Source organism: Streptomyces sp. NPDC018019, assembly GCF_044327805.1.
Taxonomy (GTDB): domain Bacteria; phylum Actinomycetota; class Actinomycetes; order Streptomycetales; family Streptomycetaceae; genus Streptomyces.
In genome coordinates this window covers 316,132-339,304 of the sequence record NZ_JBIRGD010000005.1, presented here as the reverse complement: position 1 = coordinate 339,304, position 23,173 = coordinate 316,132, and the positions used below count along the sequence as shown (strand labels likewise).

General features: G+C 72.5%; 23 protein-coding genes and 1 riboswitch. Of the genes, 10 read left to right on the top strand and 13 right to left on the bottom strand.

The features are described from left to right. Positions 1 to 11 precede the first annotated feature (11 nt). From ACH4FX_RS11660 to ACH4FX_RS11645, 4 genes are all read right to left on the bottom strand, one after another. Complete coding sequence (locus ACH4FX_RS11660) at positions 12 to 1,061, bottom strand: ABC transporter substrate-binding protein (protein ID WP_398477593.1); 1,050 nt, start codon at positions 1,059 to 1,061, stop codon at positions 12 to 14. 61 nt (positions 1,062 to 1,122) lie between these two features. Continuing rightward, positions 1,123 to 1,917, bottom strand: coding sequence for an ABC transporter ATP-binding protein (locus ACH4FX_RS11655; protein WP_398477591.1), 795 nt, complete (start codon positions 1,915 to 1,917; stop codon positions 1,123 to 1,125). Positions 1,918 to 1,972: 55 nt separating this feature from the next. Continuing rightward, the gene (locus ACH4FX_RS11650) at positions 1,973 to 3,058 is read right to left on the bottom strand and encodes a FecCD family ABC transporter permease (RefSeq protein WP_398477590.1); all 1,086 of its coding nucleotides are present in this window, start codon (positions 3,056 to 3,058) and stop codon (positions 1,973 to 1,975) included. A gap of 96 nt (positions 3,059 to 3,154) precedes the next feature. After that, positions 3,155 to 3,301: riboswitch (cobalamin riboswitch) on the bottom strand. Next, the gene (locus ACH4FX_RS11645; RefSeq protein WP_398477589.1) at positions 3,289 to 3,852 is read right to left on the bottom strand and encodes an FABP family protein; all 564 of its coding nucleotides are present in this window, start codon (positions 3,850 to 3,852) and stop codon (positions 3,289 to 3,291) included. It overlaps the preceding riboswitch by 13 nt. A 282-nt stretch (positions 3,853 to 4,134) precedes the next feature. Between ACH4FX_RS11645 and ACH4FX_RS11640 the strand changes: the two genes are divergently transcribed. After that, on the top strand, positions 4,135 to 4,500 hold the full coding sequence (locus tag ACH4FX_RS11640; protein ID WP_398477587.1) for a DsrE family protein: 366 nt from the start codon (positions 4,135 to 4,137) through the stop codon (positions 4,498 to 4,500). Between the two features lie 61 nt (positions 4,501 to 4,561). Here ACH4FX_RS11640 and ACH4FX_RS11635 read toward each other — a convergent pair whose 3' ends face one another. The 7 genes from ACH4FX_RS11635 to ACH4FX_RS11605 form a co-directional block, all read right to left on the bottom strand. Further along, positions 4,562 to 4,849 (bottom strand): DUF3099 domain-containing protein, encoded by a 288-nt coding sequence (locus tag ACH4FX_RS11635; protein ID WP_398477586.1) that lies wholly within the window; start codon positions 4,847 to 4,849, stop codon positions 4,562 to 4,564. A gap of 122 nt (positions 4,850 to 4,971) precedes the next feature. Then, a complete protein-coding gene (locus ACH4FX_RS11630; RefSeq protein ID WP_398477584.1) occupies positions 4,972 to 5,259 on the bottom strand; it encodes a DUF1416 domain-containing protein in 288 nt (95 codons plus the stop codon). Between the two features lie 55 nt (positions 5,260 to 5,314). After that, positions 5,315 to 6,160 carry a sulfurtransferase gene (locus ACH4FX_RS11625; RefSeq protein WP_398477582.1) on the bottom strand — a complete coding sequence of 282 codons (846 nt, stop codon included), beginning with the start codon at positions 6,158 to 6,160 and terminating at the stop codon, positions 5,315 to 5,317. A 131-nt stretch (positions 6,161 to 6,291) separates the two neighbouring features. After that, complete coding sequence (locus ACH4FX_RS11620) at positions 6,292 to 6,399, bottom strand: putative leader peptide (protein ID WP_398477580.1); 108 nt, start codon at positions 6,397 to 6,399, stop codon at positions 6,292 to 6,294. Positions 6,400 to 6,652: 253 nt separating this feature from the next. Beyond that, positions 6,653 to 7,363 (bottom strand): DUF2993 domain-containing protein, encoded by a 711-nt coding sequence (locus ACH4FX_RS11615; RefSeq protein WP_398477578.1) that lies wholly within the window; start codon positions 7,361 to 7,363, stop codon positions 6,653 to 6,655. 244 nt (positions 7,364 to 7,607) lie between these two features. Next, on the bottom strand, positions 7,608 to 9,098 hold the full coding sequence (locus tag ACH4FX_RS11610; RefSeq protein ID WP_398477576.1) for a hypothetical protein: 1,491 nt from the start codon (positions 9,096 to 9,098) through the stop codon (positions 7,608 to 7,610). Positions 9,099 to 9,106: 8 nt separating this feature from the next. Next, entirely contained in the window at positions 9,107 to 9,370 is a 264-nt protein-coding gene (locus ACH4FX_RS11605) for a MoaD/ThiS family protein (protein WP_208853437.1), read from the bottom strand. A gap of 188 nt (positions 9,371 to 9,558) precedes the next feature. On the opposite strand from ACH4FX_RS11605, the gene ACH4FX_RS11600 reads away from it, so the two are divergent. Together ACH4FX_RS11600 and ACH4FX_RS11595 are read left to right on the top strand one after the other, a co-directional pair. Further along, positions 9,559 to 11,292 carry an ABC transporter ATP-binding protein gene (locus ACH4FX_RS11600; protein ID WP_398477574.1) on the top strand — a complete coding sequence of 578 codons (1,734 nt, stop codon included), beginning with the start codon at positions 9,559 to 9,561 and terminating at the stop codon, positions 11,290 to 11,292. Between the two features lie 59 nt (positions 11,293 to 11,351). Beyond that, complete coding sequence (locus tag ACH4FX_RS11595) at positions 11,352 to 13,253, top strand: ABC transporter ATP-binding protein (protein ID WP_398477719.1); 1,902 nt, start codon at positions 11,352 to 11,354, stop codon at positions 13,251 to 13,253. Between the two features lie 38 nt (positions 13,254 to 13,291). Here ACH4FX_RS11595 and ACH4FX_RS11590 read toward each other — a convergent pair whose 3' ends face one another. After that, positions 13,292 to 14,152: an alpha/beta hydrolase gene (locus tag ACH4FX_RS11590; RefSeq protein ID WP_398477572.1), complete on the bottom strand. Its 861-nt coding sequence runs from the start codon at positions 14,150 to 14,152 to the stop codon at positions 13,292 to 13,294. A 294-nt stretch (positions 14,153 to 14,446) separates the two neighbouring features. On the opposite strand from ACH4FX_RS11590, the gene ACH4FX_RS11585 reads away from it, so the two are divergent. The 6 genes from ACH4FX_RS11585 to ACH4FX_RS11560 all read left to right on the top strand — a co-directional run bounded on the left by ACH4FX_RS11585 (position 14,447) and on the right by ACH4FX_RS11560 (position 20,533). Continuing rightward, a complete protein-coding gene (locus tag ACH4FX_RS11585; RefSeq protein ID WP_398477570.1) occupies positions 14,447 to 15,286 on the top strand; it encodes a winged-helix domain-containing protein in 840 nt (279 codons plus the stop codon). Between the two features lie 24 nt (positions 15,287 to 15,310). Further along, positions 15,311 to 16,381: a LacI family DNA-binding transcriptional regulator gene (locus ACH4FX_RS11580; protein WP_398477568.1), complete on the top strand. Its 1,071-nt coding sequence runs from the start codon at positions 15,311 to 15,313 to the stop codon at positions 16,379 to 16,381. A 111-nt stretch (positions 16,382 to 16,492) separates the two neighbouring features. Then, complete coding sequence (locus ACH4FX_RS11575; protein ID WP_398477566.1) at positions 16,493 to 17,620, top strand: S1C family serine protease; 1,128 nt, start codon at positions 16,493 to 16,495, stop codon at positions 17,618 to 17,620. Between the two features lie 223 nt (positions 17,621 to 17,843). After that, positions 17,844 to 18,137 (top strand): hypothetical protein, encoded by a 294-nt coding sequence (locus tag ACH4FX_RS11570; protein ID WP_398477564.1) that lies wholly within the window; start codon positions 17,844 to 17,846, stop codon positions 18,135 to 18,137. Positions 18,138 to 18,290: 153 nt separating this feature from the next. After that, on the top strand, positions 18,291 to 19,028 hold the full coding sequence (locus tag ACH4FX_RS11565) for a response regulator transcription factor (protein WP_398477562.1): 738 nt from the start codon (positions 18,291 to 18,293) through the stop codon (positions 19,026 to 19,028). Next, complete coding sequence (locus tag ACH4FX_RS11560; RefSeq protein WP_398477560.1) at positions 19,025 to 20,533, top strand: sensor histidine kinase; 1,509 nt, start codon at positions 19,025 to 19,027, stop codon at positions 20,531 to 20,533. The genes ACH4FX_RS11565 and ACH4FX_RS11560 overlap by 4 nt, the downstream gene beginning before the upstream one ends. A 42-nt stretch (positions 20,534 to 20,575) precedes the next feature. Here ACH4FX_RS11560 and ACH4FX_RS11555 read toward each other — a convergent pair whose 3' ends face one another. Continuing rightward, positions 20,576 to 21,934: a DUF2993 domain-containing protein gene (locus ACH4FX_RS11555; protein WP_398477558.1), complete on the bottom strand. Its 1,359-nt coding sequence runs from the start codon at positions 21,932 to 21,934 to the stop codon at positions 20,576 to 20,578. Positions 21,935 to 22,308: 374 nt separating this feature from the next. Here ACH4FX_RS11555 and ACH4FX_RS11550 point away from each other — a divergent pair, with 374 nt between their 5' ends. Then, positions 22,309 to 23,163: an NAD(P)H-binding protein gene (locus ACH4FX_RS11550; protein WP_398477556.1), complete on the top strand. Its 855-nt coding sequence runs from the start codon at positions 22,309 to 22,311 to the stop codon at positions 23,161 to 23,163. Positions 23,164 to 23,173: the final 10 nt, after the last annotated feature.

Below are 23,173 nucleotides of genomic sequence, written 5' to 3'. Positions count from 1 at the left end.
TAGGAGGGCGCTCAGTGGCTGCGTACGCTCCGCAGGTATCCGGACAGCGCCGTGACGGCCGCGGGGTTGCGCGGGCTCTCCACCAGGTCCGCGTAGTCCATGACGTAAATACGGTTGTTCTTGATCGCCGAGACGTTCTTCAGTGGCCCGTAGGACTTGAGGAACGACTTCTTCTGTTCGGCGGTCGGCGTGCCGTAATCGTTGATGACGATCACGTCCGGGTCGCGCTCGACCACCGTCTCCCAGCCCACCGTGGTCCAGGTGTCCTTCAGGTCCTGCATGACGTGGTCACCGCCGGCCTTGGTGATGATGTCGTGCGGTCCGGCGAAGCGGCCGGAGGTCATCGGCTTGTCCTGGCCGCCGTCGTACAGGAAGACGGTGGGCCGCGCGCCGTCCTTCGGGGCCTTGGCCTGCGCGTCGGCGACCTGCTTGCGGTACTGCGCGATCAGCGCGTCCGCGCGGTCCTCGACGTCGAAGATCTTCCCGAGGGTCTTCAGGTCGGTGTAGAGCGCCTCCAGCGGCGGCATCACGCCGCGCGCGGTGCCCTTGCCGCCGTCGGTCCCGTTGCGGCACGACTCGGTCAGCACATAGCTGCCGATGCCGAGCTTCTTGAGGGAGGCGGGGGTGACGTCGCTGTCCTCGCCGAAGCCGTAGTTCCAGCCGGCGAAGACCAGGTCGGCTTTGGCGTCCAGGGCGATCTCCTTGGTGATCGCCTTCTTGGACAGCCACGGCACCTTGGCGTACGCGTCCTTCCAGGCGACGGCGTCGATCCGGCCCCGGTACTCCGGCATGACGTACCCGGCCATGTGGTCCTCCAGCCCGAGCGCGAACATGATGTCCGCGATCCCGACGTCGTTGGTGACCACCCGCCGCGGCGCCTTGTCGTACGTGGTCTTCGTCCCGCAGTTCTCGACCGTCACCGGGTAGTGCCCGGACCGGCCGGCCCCGGACGCCCCGGCGGCGCCGTCCTTCCCGTCCTCGGCGACGTGGGCCCCGCAGCCGGTGAGCGCGGCGAGGGCGAGGGCGGTGAGCAGGGCGGCGGAGCGGTGGCGGGTGCGCATTTGGGGGTCCTCGGGGCGATGGGCACGGTGGCGTGCTCGGCGACGGGCTTCGGCGTGGTCGTCACGGGTCGGGCGGCGAATCGGTACGGGCGGGCAGCCGGTCGAACAGCAGCTGGACGGCGCCGGTCTCCGGATGCGGTACGCGGTGCGCGCGCACCCCGAAGACCTCGGCGAGCAGGTCCGGGCCCAGCACGTCGTGCGGCGCGCCGGAGGCGACGATCCGGCCACCGGAGATGACGTACAGCTCGTCGCAGTGCACGGCGGCCAGATTCAGGTCGTGCAGCGCCGTCAGCACCGTCAGCCCGCTGTCCCGCACCAGCGCCAGCAGCTCCAGCTGCTGCGCGATGTCCAGGTGGTTGGTGGGCTCGTCCAGCACCAGCACCCGCGGTTCCTGGGCCAGCGCGCGGGCGATGAGCACACGCTGCTTCTCGCCGCCGGACAGGCTCAGGAAGGCGCGTCCGGCCAGGTGGGCGGCGCCGGTACGGGCGAGTGCGGCCTCGCACACCTTCCGGTCCGCCGCGCTCGGCCGTCCCGCGCCGCGCTGGTGCGGCAGCCGCCCCATCGCGACCACCTCGGCGGCCGTGAAGCCGAACTCGGTCGCCGACTCCTGCGGCAGCGCGGCCAGTTGACGGGCCCCTTCGCGTACGCCCATGGCGTGCAGGTCGGCGCCGTCCAGCCGCACCGTGCCGGCGGCCGGGCGCAGCGCGCGGTAGGCGCAGCGCAGCAGGGTGGACTTGCCGCTGCCGTTGGGACCGATCAGCCCGACGATCCGGCCGCTGCCGGCGTGCAGGGTGACGTCGTGCACGAGCCGGGCCCCGGCCGCGTCCACGGACACCGCGTCGATGTCGAGCCGCATCAGATCCCGCCTCCGTACGTGCCGCCGTGGCCGCGTGTCAGGCTTCGCCCTCTCATCAGGCCCCGCCCCCGAACGTGTAGCCGCGCCGACGCATCAGCAGGACGAAGCACGGCACGCCGATGACTGCCGTGATCACCCCGACCGGCAGCTCGACGGGCGCCAGCAGCACCCGGGACAGGATGTCCACCCACACCAGCAGCACCGCGCCCAGCAGCGGCGCCACCGCCAGCACCCGGCGGTGCCCGGCGCCCACCAGCATCCGCGTCACGTGCGGCACCATCAGCCCGACGAACCCGATCGCCCCGCTGACCGCGACCACCGCGCCGGTGACGGCCGCCGTGACGGCGAACAGCTCCCGGCGCAGCCGCCCGGGGTCCACGCCGAGCGCCGCGGCCGACTCGTCGCCCATGGCGAGCGCGTTGAGCCGGCCGGCGGAGAGCATCAGGTACAGCAGCGCCCCGGCCACCGCCACCGCGGCGACCGGCACCGACCCCCAGCCCGCGCCGCTGAGGCTGCCGAGCAGCCACATCATGGCGGAGCGCGCCGCCTCGCCGCGGTCGGCGGCGAAGACCATCAGGGTGGAGACGGCGGAGAAGCCGTAGTACATCGCGGAGCCGGTCAGGACCAGCCGCAGCGGGGTCAGGCCGTGCGCGCTGCGGGCCGCCGCGTACACCAGCACCATGGCCAGCAGCGCCGAGCCGAACGCGGCGGTGGACAGCGCCCAGACGCCGAGCGCACTCAGCGACCCGAAGAGCAGGACGGCGTTGGCGCCGACCGCGGCGCCGGAGGAGATGCCGAGCACGAACGGGTCGGCGAGGGCGTTGCGCACCAGGGCCTGCACGGCGACGCCGATGGCGGACAGCCCGGCGCCGACCACGGCGGCCAGGACGGCGCGCGGGAAGCGCAGCTCCCAGACGATGGTGTACGCGGAGACCTCGTCGGGTGCGATGGTGCCGCCGCTCAGCCCGGCGCCGAGGTAGCGCAGCACATCGGCCCAGCCGACGCCGGAGGCGCCGAGGCCGACGCCGCACAGCAGTGAGCCGAGCAGCGCGGCGGTGAGTCCGGCGACCAGCGGGACGGTGCCGAGGGGGGCCGCGGTACGGCGGTCCGGGGGAGCGGCGCTGCGGGCGGGTACGGCCAAGGAGTGCCTTCGGCTCGGGCCGCGTCCGTACGGTGAGGGTGCCGGCGCGTGGCGCGAGGCCGGCGGCGGTGTCCCCTCGCAGTCCACGGCGAGTTGTCAGGAACGGGGCGCCCCCGCGGGCGATCGGGCTTGCGGAACAAGGCTTCCGCTTACCGTTGCGGGTCAGCGCCGGACTCTCACCGGACTTCCCCCGCGGGGCGCTCTGCGACTGTGTGTGCTGGTACGGCGGTCTACTTGAAGAACGCGATGCCGTCGTCCGGCAGGTCCTTGATGTCCTTGGCCCACTCGCGCGGGTCCACGACCTTCTTCAGGTGCGCGGACATGTACGGGCGCAGCGGCACCTCGGGGGTGGCCTTCTCGCCGACCCACATCAGGTCGCCGTTCACATAGCCGTACAGGCGCTTGCCGCCGGTGTACGGGCCGGAGGCGGCGGTGCGCGCGACGGCGTCGGTGGCCAGGTCGATCTGCGGCTTCTGGTCGGCCAGCTCGCCGTACCAGACCTCCGCGACCCCACCGTCGCGGATCATCACGATCTCGACCTTGCGGTCCTTGTCGATGCGCCAGTAGCCGGACTCGGTCTCCAGCGGAGCGACCTTCTTGCCCTCGCCGTCCAGCACCCAGCTGTGCGAGGTGTACTCCAGGAAGTCACGGCCGTCGTGCGTGAAGGTGACCTCCTGGCCGAAGTTGCACTTCTCGGCACCGGGGAAGTCGGCGACGCCCGCCCCCTCCCAGTTGCCCAGCAGGAAGGCGAGGGGCACGAGGGCCGGGTTCAGGTCGGACGGGATCTCGATCATCAGCTCAGGCGATCTGTGTGGGGAAGGGGTCTGGGTCTCGGTCAGCGCTGGCCCTGGTACAGCTTCTTCCAGGTCAGCCCGGCGAAGGCGACGACGCCGACGGCGACCAGGACGAGCAGGGTGGTGAAGACTGCCTCAAGCACGAGCGCGCTCCTCGGACGTCAGTGAGGTGTTACGGACCGGGAGCGAGTCTAGTCGGCGCGGTCGGTGACGGCGCTGTGAGGTCGGTCCCGCCCCGCGCGCGGGCGGCCGGAGGGCGCCGGGGCGCCCTAGAGTGCGGGTATGGCGAAGAAGCTGGTGATCAAGGTGACGGCGGGGGCGGACGCGCCCGAGCGGTGTTCGCAGGCGTTCACGGTGGCGGCGGTGGCCGTGGCCAGCGGGGTGCAGGTGTCCCTGTGGCTGACCGGGGAGTCGGCGTGGTTCGCGCTGCCGGGCCGCGCGGCGGAGTTCGAGCTGCCGCACGCGGCCCCGCTGCCGGACCTGATCGACGGGATCACGGCGGGCGGCGGCACCATCACCGTGTGCACGCAGTGCGCGGCCCGCCGGGGCATCGAGGAGAAGGACCTGATCGAGGGCGCCCGGATCGCCGGGGCGCAGGTCTTCGTGAGCGAGGTCATGCCGGACGGGGTGCAGGCGCTGGTCTACTGAGGGCGGCGGGCCCGGGAACGCGCCCCGGCTCCCACCGAGGCGGCGGACCCGGGGCCACGGCTCAGCGGCGTCCGGAACCGGGACCGTGGTCGTCGAGCTCGCGCCACCACCGGTCGGACTCCGGGTCGCCCGACTCGTCCCACCAGCGCTCACCGGGCTCCCGCCGGTTGCCGACGATCGCCGCGAACGGCGGGATGACCATGGCGACCACGCACATCGCCACGGCCGCCGGGACGGACCACAGCCGCACCACGCCCCACGCCAGGACGAAGAGGGCGATGCACACGCCCATCAGGGCGAAGTACCGGCGGTGCCGGCGCTGCGCGGGTGGACGCCGATGCGCGGACATGATTCCACCGTAGGTCCGGCGGGGGCGCCTGGGAAGCGCGGAGGGCCGCACCCCCAGCCATGGCGTCCAAACCCCTGGGGTGCGGCCCTCCGGCCGTACGGCGTACGCGGTGGCGCCGCCCGTCAGACGGCGATGGCGACCTCCGCCAGACCGCCCTTGCGGGCGACCACGGTGCGGTCGGCGGTCGCGCCCGGGACCAGGGCGCGCAGCGTCCAGGTGCCCTCGGCCGCGTAGAAGCGGAACTGACCGGTCGCCGAGGTGGGGACCTCCGCGGTGAACTCGCCGGTGCTGTCCAGCAGGCGCACGTAACCGGTGACGGGCTGGCCGTCGCGGGTCACGCTGCCCTGGATGGTGGTCTCGCCCGGCTTGGCGGTCGAAGCGTCCGGGCCGCCGGCCTGTGCTCCACACATGTCGGTACTTCCTTGGTGGTTGGGGGAAAACGAAAGGCGGTGCTGCGGCGGTGCGTTACTTCGCGGCGCCCAGCTCGATCGGCACGCCGACCAGCGAGCCGTACTCGGTCCAGGAGCCGTCGTAGTTCTTGACGTTGGACTGGCCGAGCAGCTCGTGCAGGACGAACCAGGTGAGGGCGGAGCGCTCGCCGATGCGGCAGTAGGCGATGGTGTCCTTCGACAGGTCCACGTTCTCGGCCTCGTAGAGGGCCTTGAGCTCTTCGTCCGACTTGAAGGTGCCGTCGTCGTTGGCGTTCTTCGACCACGGGATGTTGCGGGCGCTGGGCACGTGGCCGGGGCGCTGCGACTGCTCCTGCGGCAGGTGCGCCGGGGCGAGCAGCTTGCCGCTGAACTCGTCGGGGGAGCGCACGTCGACCAGGTTCAGGTTGTCGATCGCGGCGACGACGTCGTCCCGGAAGGCGCGGATGGAGGTGTCCTGGGCCTTCGCCTTGTAGTCGGTCTTCGGGCGGTTCGGCACCTGCGAGCCGTCGACCAGGTCGCGCGAGTCCAGTTCCCACTTCTTGCGGCCGCCGTCGAGCAGCTTGACGCTGTCGTGGCCGTACAGCTTGAAGTACCAGTACGCGTACGAGGCGAACCAGTTGTTGTTGCCGCCGTAGAGGACGACGGTGTCGTCGTTGGCGATGCCCTTCTCGGAGAGCAGCTTCTCGAAGCCCGCCTGGTCGACGAAGTCGCGGCGCACCGGGTCCTGGAGGTCCTGCTTCCAGTCGATGCGGACGGCGTTCTTGATGTGGTTCTTGTCGTAGGCCGAGGTGTCCTCGTCGACCTCGACGAGGACCACCTTCGGGTCGTCGATGTGGGCCTCGACCCAGTCGGCGTCCACCAGGACGTCGCTACGGCTCATGTTGTTCTCCTCCGGGGCAGTTGCGGGGCACGCGTACGCCGATGCGCGCTGCGGCGGGGATCGCGGCGCTGCGTGGGATGTGGCAGGGGGGCCTCAGCGGGCCGGGCGTGTACGGGGGAAGAGGCCGCCCGTCAGGCAGAGCGACAGAGCATGGCGGCGACGCGGCACAGGTCGACTGCCCGCCGCTTCGTGAGATTCGCCTGTCCCCGCGAACGGGAACCGCTCAGAGAGCTCTGCATGCGACCGATCGTAGGGAGGGGCGGCGGGACGTGTCACCGGTGTGTCGGATGCTGAGACGCGCCGGTCCGTATCGCGGTACGCGGACCGGGTGGAGGAGGGGTGCGGGCCGGGCGTCCGGGGCCCGCGCGCCGGTGGGGGTCTGGCTTACGGGACGGGATGTCTCAGTGCATGGACGGCCGGGCGGTTCGCGGTGATTCGCACCGTTGGCGGTCGGCCGGCCGGGGGTGGGGGGTGCCCCGGCCGGGCGGCGGATCAGCCGGGCAGCTTGACGTTCGTCCCGCTGGCCGAGATCGAGATGCCGTCCCGCGTCGAGACGACCTTGTCCAGCTTCAGGCCGCCGGGCAGCCGGTTCAGCTTCCACTCGTGGTCGGTCTGCGCCCGGACCTGGTCACGGCAGGCGGACAGCCGCGAGCACAGGGCGGGCAGCTCGTCGGCGCGCAGCCGTACGGTGTCGCCGCCCACGACGCTCACCGTGCCGGTGACCTCCAGCGAGTTCAGCATCGGCAGGTTGGGCAGGTTCGGCGAGATCTTCACCTGGCTCTTGCCGTTCTTCTCGCCGCCGTAGCTCACCTTGACGTTCCTGCCGGAGGCGGTGGTCAGGTCCGCGTAGGAGATACGGGCCTCGCCGGTGGCGCTCGCGGCGCTCTCGATCGAGGTGTAGTCGCTGGTCAGCTTGACGTCGTGGAACTGCGCCGACAGCTCCTGGATCCGCAGCGTGCGGCCCTCGGCGCTGGCGCTCAGGCCGTCGATCCTGGCGTCCACCTCGTCCAGGCTGCGGCCCGCGACCTGCGTCAGGAACGGGAAGCCGGTGATCGAGACCTCGGGCGTACGGTCCAGCCCCTGGCTGCTGCGGATCTTGTCCGCGGCCTTGTCCTCGGCGATGTTCACGGCCACGCGGTCGGCGGCCACGAACAGGCCGCCGAGTATCACGACGATCACCAACAGCACTCGTAGTGCGCGCATCGAACCACTACCCCCAGGCGTGGGCCGAAATCGGCCCGGTTTTTCCGGGTCAGACCCCCGGTCTGTTGCCGTTGAGCCTAACCGGCCTGGAGTGGCGGATGATTTTTCCGGCCTGCGGGCGGGGTGAGGCCGGCCGTGAGCTGCGGGCCCGCCCCGGGGCGGGTCACCGGGTCCTCAAGCGCGGGACGGGCCGGCAACCGTCCGGGTGGGCCCGTAAGCGATACGGGCCCACCCGCCACAGGCGTCAGACCAGCGCCCGCCCCAGCACGTACACCGCCGGGGCCGCCAGCGTCAGCGGCAGGGCGACGCCCGCCGTCATGTGGACGAAGCGGGACGGGTAGTCGTAGCTGGCGACGCGGAGGCCGATGAGGGCGCAGCCGGCGGCGACCAGGCCGAGGAGGGCGCCGGCCGCGCCGAGGCCGGTGAGCCGGCCGGCCGCGATGCCCGCGCCCGCGCCGCCGAGCAGGGCGACGGCGAGCGAGGGGACCGGGGGCAGCGGCAGCGCGCGGGCGAGGGTGGCCACGGCCACCGCGACGCAGCCCACCGTCACCGCGTTCGCCGCGGCGGCCAGCTGGCCGGCGGCCAGCACCACGAGGGCGGTCGAGGTGAGGCCCGCGGTCAGCGCGTACATCCGTTCGTCGGCGCTGCTGCGGTTGCGCAGCTGGAGGACCAGGATGAACAGGCACCAGACGCCGAGGGTGCCGATGGCGACCACGGGGGCCTGGTCCCGTTCGGTGGCCAGCAGTGCGATGTCGGTGGTCAGGCCCGCCAGGAAGGCGAGCGCGATGCCCTGCCGGGCCGGCCACATGCCGTTGAGGCGGAACCAGCCGGCCGCGGTGACGGCCTGGAGCAGCACCACCGGCACCATCAGGGCCACCCGGGGCAGCGGCGCGGCCAGCGCCAGGAGCAGGGCCAGCGCGGCGGTCAGCGCGGCGGGCTGCAGGCCGGGGGGAATGATCGGCGACCGGCCCTCGGCGCGGGCGCGCTGGTTGGGCGCGAGCCGCGACAGGTCGGGCGCGGGCTCCGCCGCGGGCCGCTCGGCCTCCGGCGCGGACCGGTGCCGGGCCTGCGCCCGGGGCTGCGCCTGCGGCTGGGGGGCGCGGGCGGCCGCCGGTGCCGGGCTCTGCTTCGGCAGGTACGCGGTCTCGGCGGCGGACGGGTCCGGTGCCGACGGGGCCGGGTCGCCCATGACGGGCAGCTGGGCGCTGGTGTCCCAGGTCGGCGCCGACCAGATCTGGGTCTGCGGGTCCTCGTGGCCGCCGCCCGCGGGGTAGGCGTCGGAGGCGTACGGCGCGGCGCCGGACGGGTTCTGGCCGTAGCCGGGCCCGGCCGCGGGCCCGGCGGCGTACTGGCCGGACTGACCGGTCCGGCCCTGCTGGCCGTACTGGCCGGTCTGCTGCTGCTGTCCGGCCGCCGCGGGCCAGGAGGTCTGCTGTGGACGGCCGTATGCGTCGTAGGTCGGCTGGGGGTGTTGCTGCGGGGGCTGCTGCTGCCCGTAGGCCGGGGTTCCGTATGCCTGGTGGCCGTACGGCTGCTGCGGGGCCTGCCCGTACGTACCGTCGTGCGCGCCGTAGGGCTGGGCCGCCGGTGCCCCGTACGGGTCCCCGGACCCATGGGAACCGTGCGCGTCGTACGGCGCCTGCGGATCGGCCGCGGGCTGCTGCGGCTGCTGTTGGTCCTGCGGCCGGTACGGGTCGTAGGACCCGTACGGATTCGGCGACTGGTGCTCGCTCATGCTCTCGCTCATCCTCCCGCGAACGGCGGCAGGACCTCGACGGTGCCGCCCTCGGCCAGCCGGACCGCCGCGTGGTCGCGGCTGCCGACCGGATCGCCGTCCACCAGGAACGAGCAGCGCAGCAGGACGCGGGCGAACTCCGGGTTCGCCGCGTGCCGCTCGCGTGCCGCGGCCAGTGCCTCGGCGAGCGTCGCCGCCGCGTACGGCTCTTCGGCGGTGCCGGCGGCGGCCTTCGCCGCGGCCCAGTAGCGCACGGTGCCAGTTGTTGTCACGGCGGCCTCTTCATCGTCGTTCGTCGTGCGTCGTTCAGGGTGCCTCCATGATGGCGTACGCCGCGGCGGCCCCTGTTCCGGGCAAGTCGGGCCGGTGTCCGGACAAGTTCTGGCAAAACCTCATGGACCGTACGAGTGGCGCCGGGAAATCCGATTGCCGGGGGGCACCGCTCGCATAGTCTCGAATGGTGTTGGTCCGATTGGCGCGGGCGCATCTGCGACCCCATATGCGCCCGATATCCCTGATCGTCCTGCTCCAGCTGATCCAGACGCTGGCCACCCTCTATCTGCCCACCCTGAACGCCGACATCATCGACGGCGGCGTCGTCAAGGGGGACATGGGCTACATCCTCCGCGTCGGCGGTGTCATGATCGGCGTGACGCTGCTCCAGATCGTGTGCTCGGTCGGCGCGGTGTACTTCGGCGCCCGTACGGCCATGGCGCTGGGCCGGGACATCCGGGCCGCGGTCTTCGACCGGGTGCAGTCCTTCTCCGCCCGCGAGGTGGGCCGGTTCGGCGCGCCGTCCCTGATCACCCGTACCACCAACGACGTGCAGCAGGTCCAGATGCTGGTCCTGATGACGTTCACGATGATGGTCGCGGCGCCCATCATGTGCGTCGGCGGTGTGGTGATGGCGCTCAACCAGGACGTGCCGCTGTCCGCCCTCATCCTGGTCATCGTGCCCGTCCTGGCGATCCTGGTGTCGCTGGTCGTGCGCCGGATGCGCCCGCTCTTCCGCGGCGTGCAGGATCGTATCGACACCGTCAACCGGGTGCTGCGCGAACAGATCACCGGCATACGGGTCATCCGCGCGTTCGTGCGCGACGGGTACGAGCGCGAGCGGTTCGCGGGCGCCAACCACGACCTGTACGACGTCTCGCTGCGCGCCGGCCGGCTGATGTCGCTGATGTTCCCGCTGGTCATGCTGATCGTGAATGTCTCCAGCGTGGCCGTGGTCTGGTTCGGCGGGCACCGCATCGACAGCGGCGGCATGCAGATCGGCGCGCTGACCGCCTTCCTCAGCTATCTGATGTACATCTTCATGTCGATCATGATGGCGACGTTCATGGTGATGATGCTGCCGCGCGCCGAGGTCTGCGCCGAGCGCATCCAGGAGGTGCTGGCCACCGACACCAGCGTCACCCCGCCGAAGGCCCCGCTCACCGAGCTGCGCCGGCACGGCGAACTGGAACTGCGCGGCGTGGAGTTCCGCTTCCCGGGCGCCGAGGAACCGGTCCTCAAGGACGTCTCGCTGACCGCCCGGCCCGGGGAGACCACCGCCGTCATCGGCTCCACCGGCAGTGGCAAGTCCACCCTGCTGGGCCTGGTGCCCCGGCTGTTCGACGCGACGGGCGGCCAGGTGCTGGTGGACGGCGTGGACGTGCGCACCCTCGCCCCCGAGACGCTGGCCTCCGTCATCGGCCTGGTCCCCCAGAAGCCGTACCTCTTCTCCGGGACCGTCGCCACCAACCTGCGCTACGGCAATCCGGACGCCACCGACGAGGAACTGTGGCACGCGCTGGAGACCGCCCAGGCCCGCGACTTCGTCGAGCGGATGGACGGCGGCCTGGACGCGCCGATAGCCCAGGGCGGCGGCAACGTCTCCGGCGGGCAGCGGCAGCGCCTGGCCATCGCGCGGGCGCTGGTGCGCAAGCCGGAGATCTACCTGTTCGACGACTCCTTCTCGGCCCTGGACTACGCGACGGACGCCGCGCTGCGGGCCGCGCTGGCCCGCGAGACGGACCGGGCCACCGTCGTGATCGTCGCCCAGCGGGTGTCCACGATCCGCGGCGCCGACCGCATCGTCGTCCTGGACGAGGGCCGGGTGGTCGGCACCGGTACGCACACCGAGCTGATGGCCGGCAACGAGACGTACCGGGAGATCGTCCTGTCCCAGCTCACCGAGCAGGAGGCGGCGTGAGCAGCCAGGAAGCACCGCAGCGGCGCGGTCCGGCGCCCGCCGCCGGGCCCGCGCGCATGATGGGCGGCCAGCCCACCGAGAAGGTCATGGACTTCAAGGGCTCCGGCCTGCGGCTGCTGCGCCAGATGAAGCCCGAGCGGGCGGTCATGTGGGTGGCCGTGGCGCTGGGGGTGCTCAGCGTCGCGCTGTCCGTTCTGGGCCCCAAGGTCCTCGGTCACGCCACCGACCTGATCATGGCGGGCATCGTCGGCAAGCAGCTGCCCGGCGGCGTCTCCAAGGCCGAGGCCGTCGCGCACCTGCGCGCCCAGGGCGAGAACGGGCTGGCCGACATGCTCGGCACGATGCCGGTCGTGCCCGGCCAGGGCATCGACTTCGGCGCCGTCGGCGTGGTCCTGCTGTGGGTCTTCCTGATCTACGTGGGCGCTTCCGCCTTCGGTTTCGTCCAGGCCAGGATCGCCACCTTCGTCGTCCAGCGCACCGTCTTCCGGCTGCGCGAGCAGGTGGAGGAGAAGCTGGCGCGGCTGCCGCTGCGCTACTTCGACAAGCAGCCGCGCGGCGAGGTGCTCTCCCGCGCCACCAACGACATCGACAACATCCAGCAGACGCTCCAGCAGACCCTGAGCCAGATCCTCGCCTCGCTGCTGACCATTGTCGGCGTGCTGGCGATGATGTTCTGGATCTCGCCGCTGCTGGCCCTGGTCGCGCTGGTCACGGTCCCGGTCTCGGTCGTCGTCGCCACCAAGGTCGGCAAGCGGGCGCAGCCCCAGTTCGTCCGGCAGTGGAAGACCACCGGCAAGCTGAACGCGCACATCGAGGAGATGTACACGGGCCACTCCCTGGTCAAGGTCTTCGGCCGGCAGAAGGAGTCCGCCGCGCTGTTCCGCGAGCAGAACGACGCGCTGTACGAAGCGGGCTTCCGGGCCCAGTTCATCTCCGGGATCATCCAGCCCGCGATGATGTTCATCGGGAACCTGAACTACGTCCTGGTGGCGGTGGTCGGCGGCCTGCGGGTGGCCTCCGGCGCCCTGTCCATCGGTGACGTGCAGGCGTTCGTCCAGTACTCCCGGCAGTTCAGCCAGCCGCTCACCCAGGTCGCCTCGATGGCCAACCTGGTGCAGTCCGGCGTCGCCTCGGCGGAGCGGGTCTTCGAGCTGCTGGACGCCGCCGAGCAGGAGCCGGACGACGCCGCGCCGCAGCGCCCCGAGCACGTCGGCGGACACGTCGTCTTCGAGGACGTCTCCTTCCGCTACGAGGAGGACAAGCCGCTCATCGACGACCTGTCGCTGGCCGTCCACCCGGGCCAGACGGTCGCCATCGTCGGCCCGACCGGCGCCGGCAAGACCACGCTGGTCAACCTGCTGATGCGGTTCTACGAGGTGCGCGGCGGCCGGATCACCCTGGACGGTGTGGACATCCGGACGATGACCCGCGAGGAGCTGCGCTCCAACATCGGCATGGTCCTCCAGGACACCTGGCTCTTCGGCGGCACCATCGCCGAGAACATCGCCTACGGCGCGCCCGAGGGCATCTCGATGGACAAGATCATCGAGGCGGCGAAGGCCACCCATGTGGACCGCTTCGTACGCACCCTGCCCGACGGCTACGACACCGTGATCGACGACGAGGGCGGCAACGTCTCGGTGGGCGAGAAGCAGCTGATCACCATCGCCCGGGCGTTCCTCGCCGAACCGGCGATCCTGGTCCTGGACGAGGCCACCAGCTCGGTCGACACCCGTACCGAGGTCCTCATCCAGCACGCCATGGCGCAGCTGCGCACCGGCCGCACCAGCTTCGTGATCGCGCACCGGCTCTCCACGATCCGCGACGCGGACCTGATCCTGGTCATGGAGTCCGGCGCCATCGTCGAGCAGGGCACGCACGACGCGCTGCTGGCAGCGGACGGCGCCTACGCGCGGCTGTACGCGGCCCAGTTCGCGGAGCCGCTGGCCGAGGCGGAGTGAGCGGGGCGGCCCGTTCCCCGGGGAGCGGGCCGCCGCCGTCAGTTTCCGTCCGCCTCCGCCGCCCGTTCGGCCGTCCACGCCGCGATCCGGGTGAGCAGCGCTTCGGGCGCCGCGTTCTCCGCGTGGCCGAAGCCCCGCTCCAGCCACAGATCGCTGGTCGCCGGGTCGGCGGCCGCGGCGAGCATCCGCGGGTGGTCCAGCGGGAAGTACGGGTCCCGGTCGCCGTGCACGATCAGCAGCGGGGTGGGGGCGATCCGCGGGACGGCCGCGACGGGGGAGAGCGGCACGGGGTCCCAGTCCTCCGGGTGGATGCGGGTCCGCAGCCCCAGGCGCGACACCAGGCGTCCCGCGGGCCGCGTCACCACCCAGTGCAGCCTGCGCATCGAGGCCGTACCCCGGTAGAACCACCGCGCGGGAGCACTCACCGACACCACCATGTCGGTCCGCGCATCTGTGCGCCCCCCGCGCGCCCCTCCGGACAGCGCGGCGTGCCGCAGGACGACCGAGCCGCCCATGGAGAAGCCCACGGTCGCCACCCGGCGGTGGCCCAGGGCGCGCGCCCAGCCGACCGCCGCGGCCAGGTCCAGCACCTCGCGGTCGCCGACCGTGGACCGTCCGCCGGACCGCCCGTGCCCGCGGAAGGAGAACGTGATCACGGCCGCACGCTGGGCGAAGACCTCGGCCGCGCGGCGCAGCGCGGGCCGTTCCAGCGCACCGGTGAAGCCGTGCGCGAGGACCACCGCGAGGCCGTCCCCGGGGGCGGCCGAGGGGGCGCGCCGAGGCGTGTACGCGGCGTCGATCCGGACCCCGTCCTCCGTCAACAGCGACGTGCGCCGGCCACTCGAAGTGATCGACGGAACACAAGATCGCGCAAAATCCGCCTCGGGTCCGGAAGTCATGTGGGCTATTCTGCTGGGCAAGAAGGATCCGGGCAGCGTTGCCCCCGGGTCCTTTTGTGCTTTCAACCGCGTTCACGCGCGGATGAGCGCACCGGCGCTCCACAGGGCCCTTCGGGTGGCAGGGGAGCCGTCCGTACGAAGCAGTGCCGCATACGCCCCCATGGCCGGGAAGAACGGCATGGGAGGGGCCCCGTTCGCAGGGACCGAGGAGGAACCAGACGTAATGGGCGAGCGAAGCGTGCAGGACACGAAGGGCAGTAAACGGCCGGCCGCGACCCGGGCGGGTGGTCGGCGATGAGCTCGCTGCTGCTCCTGACCAACGCACTCCAGCCCTCGACGGAGGTGCTGCCCGCGCTCGGCCTGCTGCTGCACAGCGTGCGGGTCGCCCCGGCCGAGGGCCCGGCCCTGGTGGACACCCCCGGCGCCGACGTCATACTGATCGACGGGCGGCGCGACCTGCCGCACGTACGGTCGCTGTGCCAGCTGCTGCGCTCCACCGGCCCCGGCTGCCCGCTGATGCTGGTGGTGACCGAGGGCGGCCTGGCCGCCGTCACCGCGGACTGGGGCATCGACGACGTCCTGCTGGACACCGCCGGCCCGGCCGAGGTCGAGGCCCGGCTGCGGCTGGCCATGGGCCGCCAGCAGATCACCGCCGACGACAGCCCGATGGAGATCCGCAACGGCGACCTGTCGGTGGACGAGGCGACCTACAGCGCCAAGCTCAAGGGCCGGGTCCTGGACCTGACCTTCAAGGAGTTCGAGCTGCTGAAGTACCTGGCGCAGCACCCGGGCCGGGTCTTCACCCGCGCCCAGCTGCTGCAAGAGGTGTGGGGCTACGACTACTTCGGCGGTACGCGCACCGTCGACGTACACGTCCGGCGGCTGCGCGCGAAGCTGGGCCCGGAGCACGAGTCGCTGATCGGCACCGTGCGCAACGTCGGCTACCGCTTCGTGACGCCGGAGAAGCCCGAGCGCGCGGCGGAGGACCGGGACCCGCAGGACAAGCGCGGCGGCCGGGCCGCGGCGAACGGCGACGGCACGGAGGACGGCGCGGGCGCGGGCGTGCGCCGCACCGCGCCCTCGCGCGCCGGCACCGGGATGGAAGCCGCCGCGGCTCGGCCTGCCAAGAGGTAGAACCACCCGCGTAGACTGCCGCGCGTGGCCAAGGTGACGCGGGATGATGTGGCAAAACTGGCGGGTACCTCGACCGCCGTGGTGAGTTACGTCATCAACAACGGACCGAGGCCGGTCGCCCCGGCCACGCGCGAGCGGGTGCTCGACGCGATCAAGGAGCTGGGGTACCGCCCGGACCGGGTGGCGCAGGCGATGGCGTCCCGGCGGACGGACCTGATAGGTCTGATCGTGCCGGACACCCGGCAGCCGTTCTTCGCGGAGATGGCACACGCCGTCGAGCAGGCTGCCGCCGAGCGCGGGAAGATGGTGCTGGTCGGCAACGCCGACTACCTCGACGAGCGTGAAGTGCACTACCTGCGCGCCTTCTTGGGCATGCGGGTGGCCGGCCTGATCCTGATCAGCCAGGGACCCAGCGAGCACGCGGCGGCCGAGATCGACGCCTGGGACGCCCGGGTGGTGCTGCTGCACCGCAGGCCCGACGCCATCGACGACGTGGCCGTGATGACGGACGACGTGGGCGGCGCGCAGCTGGCCACCCGCCATCTGCTGGAACACGGCCATCCGTACGTCGCCTTCCTGGGCGGCACGGAAGAGACGCCCAAGTCCGGCGACCCGGTCACCGATCACCTGGAGGGGTGGCGCCGGGCCATGGAGGAGTCCGGAAAGTCACTCGAAGGCCGGTATTTCCAGGCGCCGTACAACCGTTACGACGCCTACCAGGTCGCCCTGGAACTGCTCGCCGGCCCGGACCGGCCGCCGGCCATCATGTGCGCGACCGACGACCAGGCGATCGGCGTGCTGCGCGCGGCGCGCGAGCTGCGCATCGACGTACCGGGCGAGCTGGCGGTGGCCGGCTTCGACGACGTGAAGGAAGCCGCGCTGACCGACCCGCCGCTGACCACGGTCGCCTCGGACCGGGAGGCGATGGCGCGGGCCGCGGTGGACCTGGTGCTGGACGACGGCCTGCGGGTGGTCGGCTCGCGGCGCGAGCGGCTGCGGCAGTTCCCGGCGCGGCTGGTGGTCCGGGGCTCGTGCGGCTGCGGTCCGGCCGCCGGCGGTTCGGTGCCGAGCGTCGACCGGTCGCCGCGCGCCTGAGCCGGCGGCCACCCCGCCACTGATCTTCCTTACACCGGGCATACCTACTTCTGTCGGGCCTCTCAGGACGTTCTCAGACGGTTCTCATGATCGGCTCGCACAGTCGGGTACATGACCGAGAGCTACCGCCGTAGCGGCGACGACACACCTCAGTACCAGGGTTACGCCCACGGGCCGCAGGCGCAGGGCGGGACGAGCGGGACGGGCTACCCGCCGCCCCCGCCCCACCCGCCGTACAGCGCGCAGCACTCGGCGGCCGGCGCCCCGGCAGGTCAGGACACCCCCGTCGGCCCGGGCGGCACGGCCGGAACCGGCGGACCGGGCGGCCCCGTGGACCCCGAGGCCACCGGAGCGCCCGCGCCGCGCCGCCGGGCCCGCCGTCCCGTCGCGCTGATCGCGGCCGTGGCGCTCGCCTCCGGTCTGATCGGCGGCGGCAGCGCCGCGCTCATCGGGAACGCGACGGAGCAGCAGCAGACCAACACCACCACCCCGGCCGTCAACGCGGGCTCGTCCAAGAGCAGCGGCGTCTCGGCGGTCGCCAAGGCCGTCAGCCCCGCCATAGTCGAGATCAAGGCGCGGACGGCCAGTGGCCAGTCCACCGGCTCCGGCGTGGTCATCACCCCGGACGGCGAGATCATCACCAACAACCACGTGGTGGCCGGCGCGGACTCGGTCGAGGTCACCTTCAGCGACGGCAGCAAGAAGCAGGCCGACGTGGTGGGCACCGACCCGGACAAGGACCTGGCGCTGCTCAAGGTCAAGGGCGCCAAGAACCTGACCACCGCCTCGCTCGGCGACTCCGACAAGCTCGCGGTCGGCGACGAGGTCGTGGCCATCGGCTCGCCGGAGGGGCTCACCGGCTCGGTCACCAGCGGCATCGTCTCCGCCCTCAAGCGCGATGTGACGGTCCCCAAGGACGAGGGGCAACAGCAGCAGGAGCAGGGCGGGCCGCGGTGGCCGTTCGAGTTCGGCGGCAACCAGTACAACGGCGACACCGGGCAGTCGAAAACCACGTACAAGGCCATCCAGACCGACGCGGCGCTCAACCCCGGCAACTCCGGCGGTGCGCTGATCGACATGAAGGGCCGGGTCATCGGCATCAACTCGGCGATGTACTCGCCGAGTTCCGCCCAGGGCAGCAGCTCCGCGGGGAGCGTCGGCCTCGGCTTCGCCATCCCGATCAACACCGTCAAGGCGGACCTCGCCAATCTCCGGGCGGGCGGCAGCAGCAACAGCTGAGGCACGGCGGTGGCCGGCCGGGACCGGGCCCGGGGGATGGGCCCGGCCTCGGCGCCGCGGCTCTGTCCGGCCTGCTTCCCGGGCCGCGCTCCCGCCTCCCCGAACGGGTCGCCCACTCTCCCCTGAAACGTTTCTGCCCCGCCCCGCCCGGCTTTCCCCGGCCTACCCGGTTCCCCGCCCCGAACCTCCCGTACCCCCGAACCTCACGTCTGAGGAGGCCCCCATGGCCAGCAAGATCACCGTCCCCGTCCACCGCGCCCGCCGTGCCCTCGCGGCCGCCATCGCCTGGAGCGCGGGCGGCGAACGGCGCAGTGCGGGCATGCGGTGCGTCGACCACGGCGCGGACGCCCGCACCGGGCCCGCCGACCTGGACCTGGCCCTCGACCTGGCCGAGGCCGAGGCCCGGGTGGCGGCGGCCCGCGCCGAGCGGCCGGCCGAGGTGGCGACGGCGCGGCCCCGCCCCAAGCGGCCCACCGCGACGGTGGCCCGGCCGCCCCGGGCCGCCGCCCGGAGGTGACCGCCGCGCCCCTGCGCCCCGGCACGTGCCCCGCTGCGCATCGCGAACACCGTGCCGAGCGGCGTGCCCCGGTCACCGACGTGCGAGGCTGACGGGCAGGACCGCGGAATCCCCGGTCCGCCGCCCACATCGACATCCGAGGTAGTCACAGCCATGAGCCCCGCCGAGCACGGTGATCAGCCCGCCCGCATCCTGATCGTCGACGACGAGCCGGCCGTCCGGGAGGCGCTGCAGCGCTCTCTCGCCTTCGAGGGGTACGGGACCGAGCAGGCCGTGGACGGCCTCGACGCGGTCGAGAAGGTCGCCTCGTACGACCCCGAACTGATCGTCCTGGACGTGCTGATGCCCCGGATGGACGGGCTGACGGCCGCCCGCCGGCTGCGGGCGGGCGGCGTGACCGTACCCATCCTGATGCTGACCGCCCGCGACACGGTCGGCGACCGGGTCACCGGCCTGGACGCCGGCGCCGACGACTACCTCGTCAAACCCTTCGAGCTGGACGAACTCCTGGCCCGTATCCGCGCGCTGCTGCGCCGCAGCTCGTACGCGGCCGCGGCCGGCGCGCAGCCCGCGGACGGCGAGGCGCTGACCTTCGCCGACCTGCGGATGGACCTGGCGACGCGGGAGGTGACCCGCGGGGGCCGGCCGGTGGAGCTGACCCGTACCGAGTTCACGCTGCTGGAGATGTTCCTCGCGCACCCGCGCCAGGTGCTCACCCGCGAGCAGATCCTCAAGGCGGTCTGGGGCTTCGACTTCGAGCCGACCTCCAACTCCCTGGACGTGTACGTGATGTACCTGCGCCGCAAGACGGAGGCGGGCGGCGAACCGCGGCTGGTGCACACGGTGCGCGGGGTGGGGTACGTGCTGCGCACCGAGGGCGGGGCGGAATGAGACGGGAAGTGATCGAGGGCGGTCCTGCCCCGGCTTCCGGCACCGGCGGCGGGCGCCCGGGGCTCAAGGAGCGCATCGTCCGCCGCTACCGGCAACTGCCGTTGCGCTCCCGGCTGGCCATGCTCACTACGGTCGCCGTCGCGTTCGCCGTGGCCGCCTCCGCCGCCGCCTGCTGGCTGGTGACCCGCGACCAGCTCACCCGGCAGGTCGACGAGACCCTGAATCACCAGGGAGTGGACGCCGAGTACGTGCAAGCGCTGGCGTCCCGGTGCAACAATCCGGTGCCGGGCGACGTCCGGCTGCGCCTGCCCACGCAGTACACGGTCCAGATCGTGACGTCCGACGGCGGCGTCTGCACCTGGTGGGAGAAGACCCGCATCCCGGTGCAGTCGAGCGATGTGGCGGTGGCCAAGGGGGAGTCCAGGCAGGCGCTGCACACCACCCGGGCCGCCAACGGCGAGGAGATGCGGGTGATCACCCGACCCTACGACGGCCCGTTCGTCGACGCGCTCGGCAACCGGATCGCGATCTCCATCGCGACCCCCATGGACCCGGTCACCCAGCCCCTCAACCAGCTGGCCCTCATCCTCCTGATCGTCACCGGCATCGGCGTGCTCGGTGCCGCCACCGCGGGCCTGTGGGTGGCCCGGACCGGGCTCAGACCCGTGGACCGGCTCACCGAAGCCGTCGAACACGTCGCCCGAACGGAGGACTTGACTATCCGCATCCCCGCCGAGGGCGAGGATGAGATCGCCCGCCTCTCGCGCTCCTTCAACTCCATGACCGCCGCGCTGGCCTCCTCCCGTGACCTCCAGCAGCAGCTGATCGCGGACGCCGGGCACGAGCTGCGGACGCCGCTGACCTCGCTGCGTACCAACATCGACCTGCTGGTGCGCAGTGAGCGGTCCGGGCGGCAGCTGCCCGCAGACGACAAGGAGGCGCTGCTGTCCTCGGTGAAGGCGCAGATGGGGGAGCTGGCCGCGCTCATCGGCGACCTCCAGGAACTCTCCCGTACGCCGGAGACCGGGCCGGGCGGCTCGGCCGGGGTACCGGTCGTCGCGCTCCACGACATCGTGGACTCGGCGCTGCGCCGCGCCCGGCTGCGCGGCCCGACCCTGGACATCACCGCCGAGCTGGACCCCTGGTACGTACGGGCCGAGCCGGCCGCGCTGGAGCGGGCGGTGGTCAACCTGCTGGACAACGCGGTCAAGTTCAGCCCGGAGGACGGGGCCGTGGAGGTCAGTCTGCGCAAGGGCGAACTGCGGGTGCGCGACCACGGGCCGGGCATCCCCGAGGAGGAGCTGCCGCACGTCTTCGAGCGGTTCTGGCGCTCGCCGTCGGCCCGCAGTCTGCCGGGCAGCGGTCTCGGCCTGTCGATCGTGGCGCGCACGGCGTACCAGGCGGGCGGCACGGTGGAGTTGCGGGCGGCGGCGGGCGGTGGCGCGGAGGCCCTGCTGAGCCTGCCGGGGGCGGCCGCACCGCCGCCGGACCTGCCGACGGCATAGGACGTGGGGGCGGCCCGCCGGCCGCCCCCACGATGCGTCCCGCTACTTCCCCTTCGCCGCGCTGCCGATCGGCAGCGCGGCCCCCGAGAACTTCACCCGGATGCCGTCCTGCTCCACGGAGATGTCCCGCAGCCGGACGTCACCGGGCGTCTTGGGCAGCCGGAAGGACAGCGACAGCCGGTCGGCCAGCTGCGGCTTGGTCAGGCCGGACAGCGCGCCCAGGATCTTCGGGTCGATGCCGACCTTCTGGAGCAGCCACGGGTGGTCGATCACCACGTCGACGAGGTTGACCTTCATCAGCTGCTCGATGAAGCGCGGCGCGCCGGTCAGCTCGTGCAGCTTCTCCTCGCTGCGCAGCGCGTCGTCGATGGCCTCCTGCGGGATCCCCAGGCGGTGGGCGATGGCGGGCACGCCGAGCAGCGCCTTGACCTTGGCGGCCTGCCGGCTCACCTCGGCCGCGGCTTTGCGGGTCAGCCGCAGGCCCTCCTCCTTGCCGGTACCCGGCCGGTAGACGGCCACGTCGGCGATGTCCAGCCGCATCTTGCTGATGTCGGTGGAGATTCCGCGGTCACCGGCCTGCCGGATGTGCGCCTCGGCCTGGACGCGCAGTTCGTGCCCGGCGATGGGCAGCTGCCCCACCGCGCGGACCGAGTTCGGGCCCAGCTCGCTGAACCTGACCTGCGAGGCGCCCAGTTCCCGGTTCATGTCGTCGAACGACAGCAGCACGGTGCCCTGCATGGTGCCGACCGTGGCGCCCGTGAGGGAGGCGGGCAGGTCGCCGTCGAGCCGGACGTCCTTCGCGGTCGCCTCGACCTTGGCCAGCGACACCCGGTCGGCCGCCAGGTCCGGGACGGTGACGTCCACCTGGTCCAGCCGCTTGCCGGCCACCTGGGTCAGGAAGGGGAAGCCCTTGATGTCCACTTCCGGGGTGGCGTTCAGGTGCAGCGATTCCTTCAGCTTCTCCTCGGCCGCGTGCTGCGCGTACAGCACGGCGAACCGGTCGGACAGCCCCAGGAACGCCGCGCACACCAGGACCGCGACCAGCAGCTTCACCGTCTTCGATACGGCCGCGAAGCGGCTGATCCCGCGCTTGCGGCGGCGGTGGTCGGGCGGTGTCCAGGCGGCCTCCGGGTCGTCCTCCTCGGAGCGCAGCCCCAGGCCCAGCGGGTCGTCGCTGTCGTCGCGCTCGTTGAGGTACGTACGCCGGGTCAGCCGTGCCGGGCCGGTCGCGGGGTCCGCGTCCGGGTCCGGCTCGGGGTCGGCGAGCGCGGCCAGGTCCGCATACGGGTTGATCTTCTCGAACCGGGCGGTGTCGCCGGTGCCGCGGTCGGGAGCGCCGCCGCCCGCATGGCCCGCTCCGCCGCTTTCCCCCGAACCGGCCGGATGGCCCGTACTGTCCATGTCGCCCGTGCTGCCCTGTTCGTCACGCGCGGCTGCGGTGGGGACCGTCCGGCCCGTCGCCGCTCGCTGCGCTGTTGTTCTTGTTTCCGATGCGTCCGGTGCGGGGGGAGGGTCCGAGGAGGGTGAGGGTATGCGTGTGGGGATGCGCATCAGGACATCCCACCATGCGCACGGCCCTCGAACGCAAGTCCTACTGGCGGTAAGAGAGGTATGCACGGGCTTGTCCCGCCCGCGTGGCCAAAACCCGCCGGTACGCGGGGCGGAGGGCACCCGGCGGACCGGTGGCGCGGGGAATTCCCGGCGCGGTCCGGTGTTGATCGAAGTCAGCGGTCGGGCACCTGCGCCCGCACCACGCCTCCTGAAAGGGCCCAGTGATGATCGTAGTAACCGGAGCCACCGGCAACATCGGCCGCAGCCTGGTCGGACAGCTGCTCGCGGAAGGCGCCGCCGTCCGCGCGCTGACCCGCGACCCCGAGCGGGCCGGGCTGCCGTCCGCGGCCGAGACGGTACGCGCCGACCTGACCGACCCGGCGTCGCTCGAACCGGCCCTGGCCGGCGCCGACGCCCTGTTCCTCAACCTGGCGGCGGGCGGCGGTGACGCGGCCCGCACGGTCGTCGATGCCGCGGTGCGGGCCGGGGTGCGCCGTATCGTCCTCAACTCCTCGATTGCCGTCACCGACGGCCCGGAGGACGAGGGCAACTTCCTCTCCCGGATGCACGGCGCCGTGGAGGACGCGGTACGGGCCTCCGGCCTGGAGTGGACCTTCATACGCGGCGGCGCGTACGCCGCCAACGCGCTCCAGTGGGCCGAGGCGATCCGGTCCGGCGACGTGATCCGCGACCCGCACCCGGGAGCGGCCGTCTCGCCCGTGCACGAGGACGACCTCGCCGCCGTCGCCGCCGCGGCCCTCCTGGACGGCACCGGCACGCACGTCGGCCAGGTGTACGCCGTCACCGGACCGGCGTCCCTCACCAGGGAGGAGCAGGCCGCCGTCATCGGCCGGGTCCTCGGCCGCCCGACGCGGATGGAGAAGATCTCCGAGGAGCAGGCCGCCGAGGAGCACGCGACGCCGGGCCTGCCCAAGGAGGCCCTGCTCCAGATCTTCCGCCTCTTCGCGACCGCCGTCGGCACGACGGCGCCGGTCACCGACACGGTCCAGCAGGTCACCGGCCGCCCGGCCCGCACCTTCGAGCAGTGGGCCGAGGACCACGTGGCCGACTTCCGCTGAACGCGGGGCG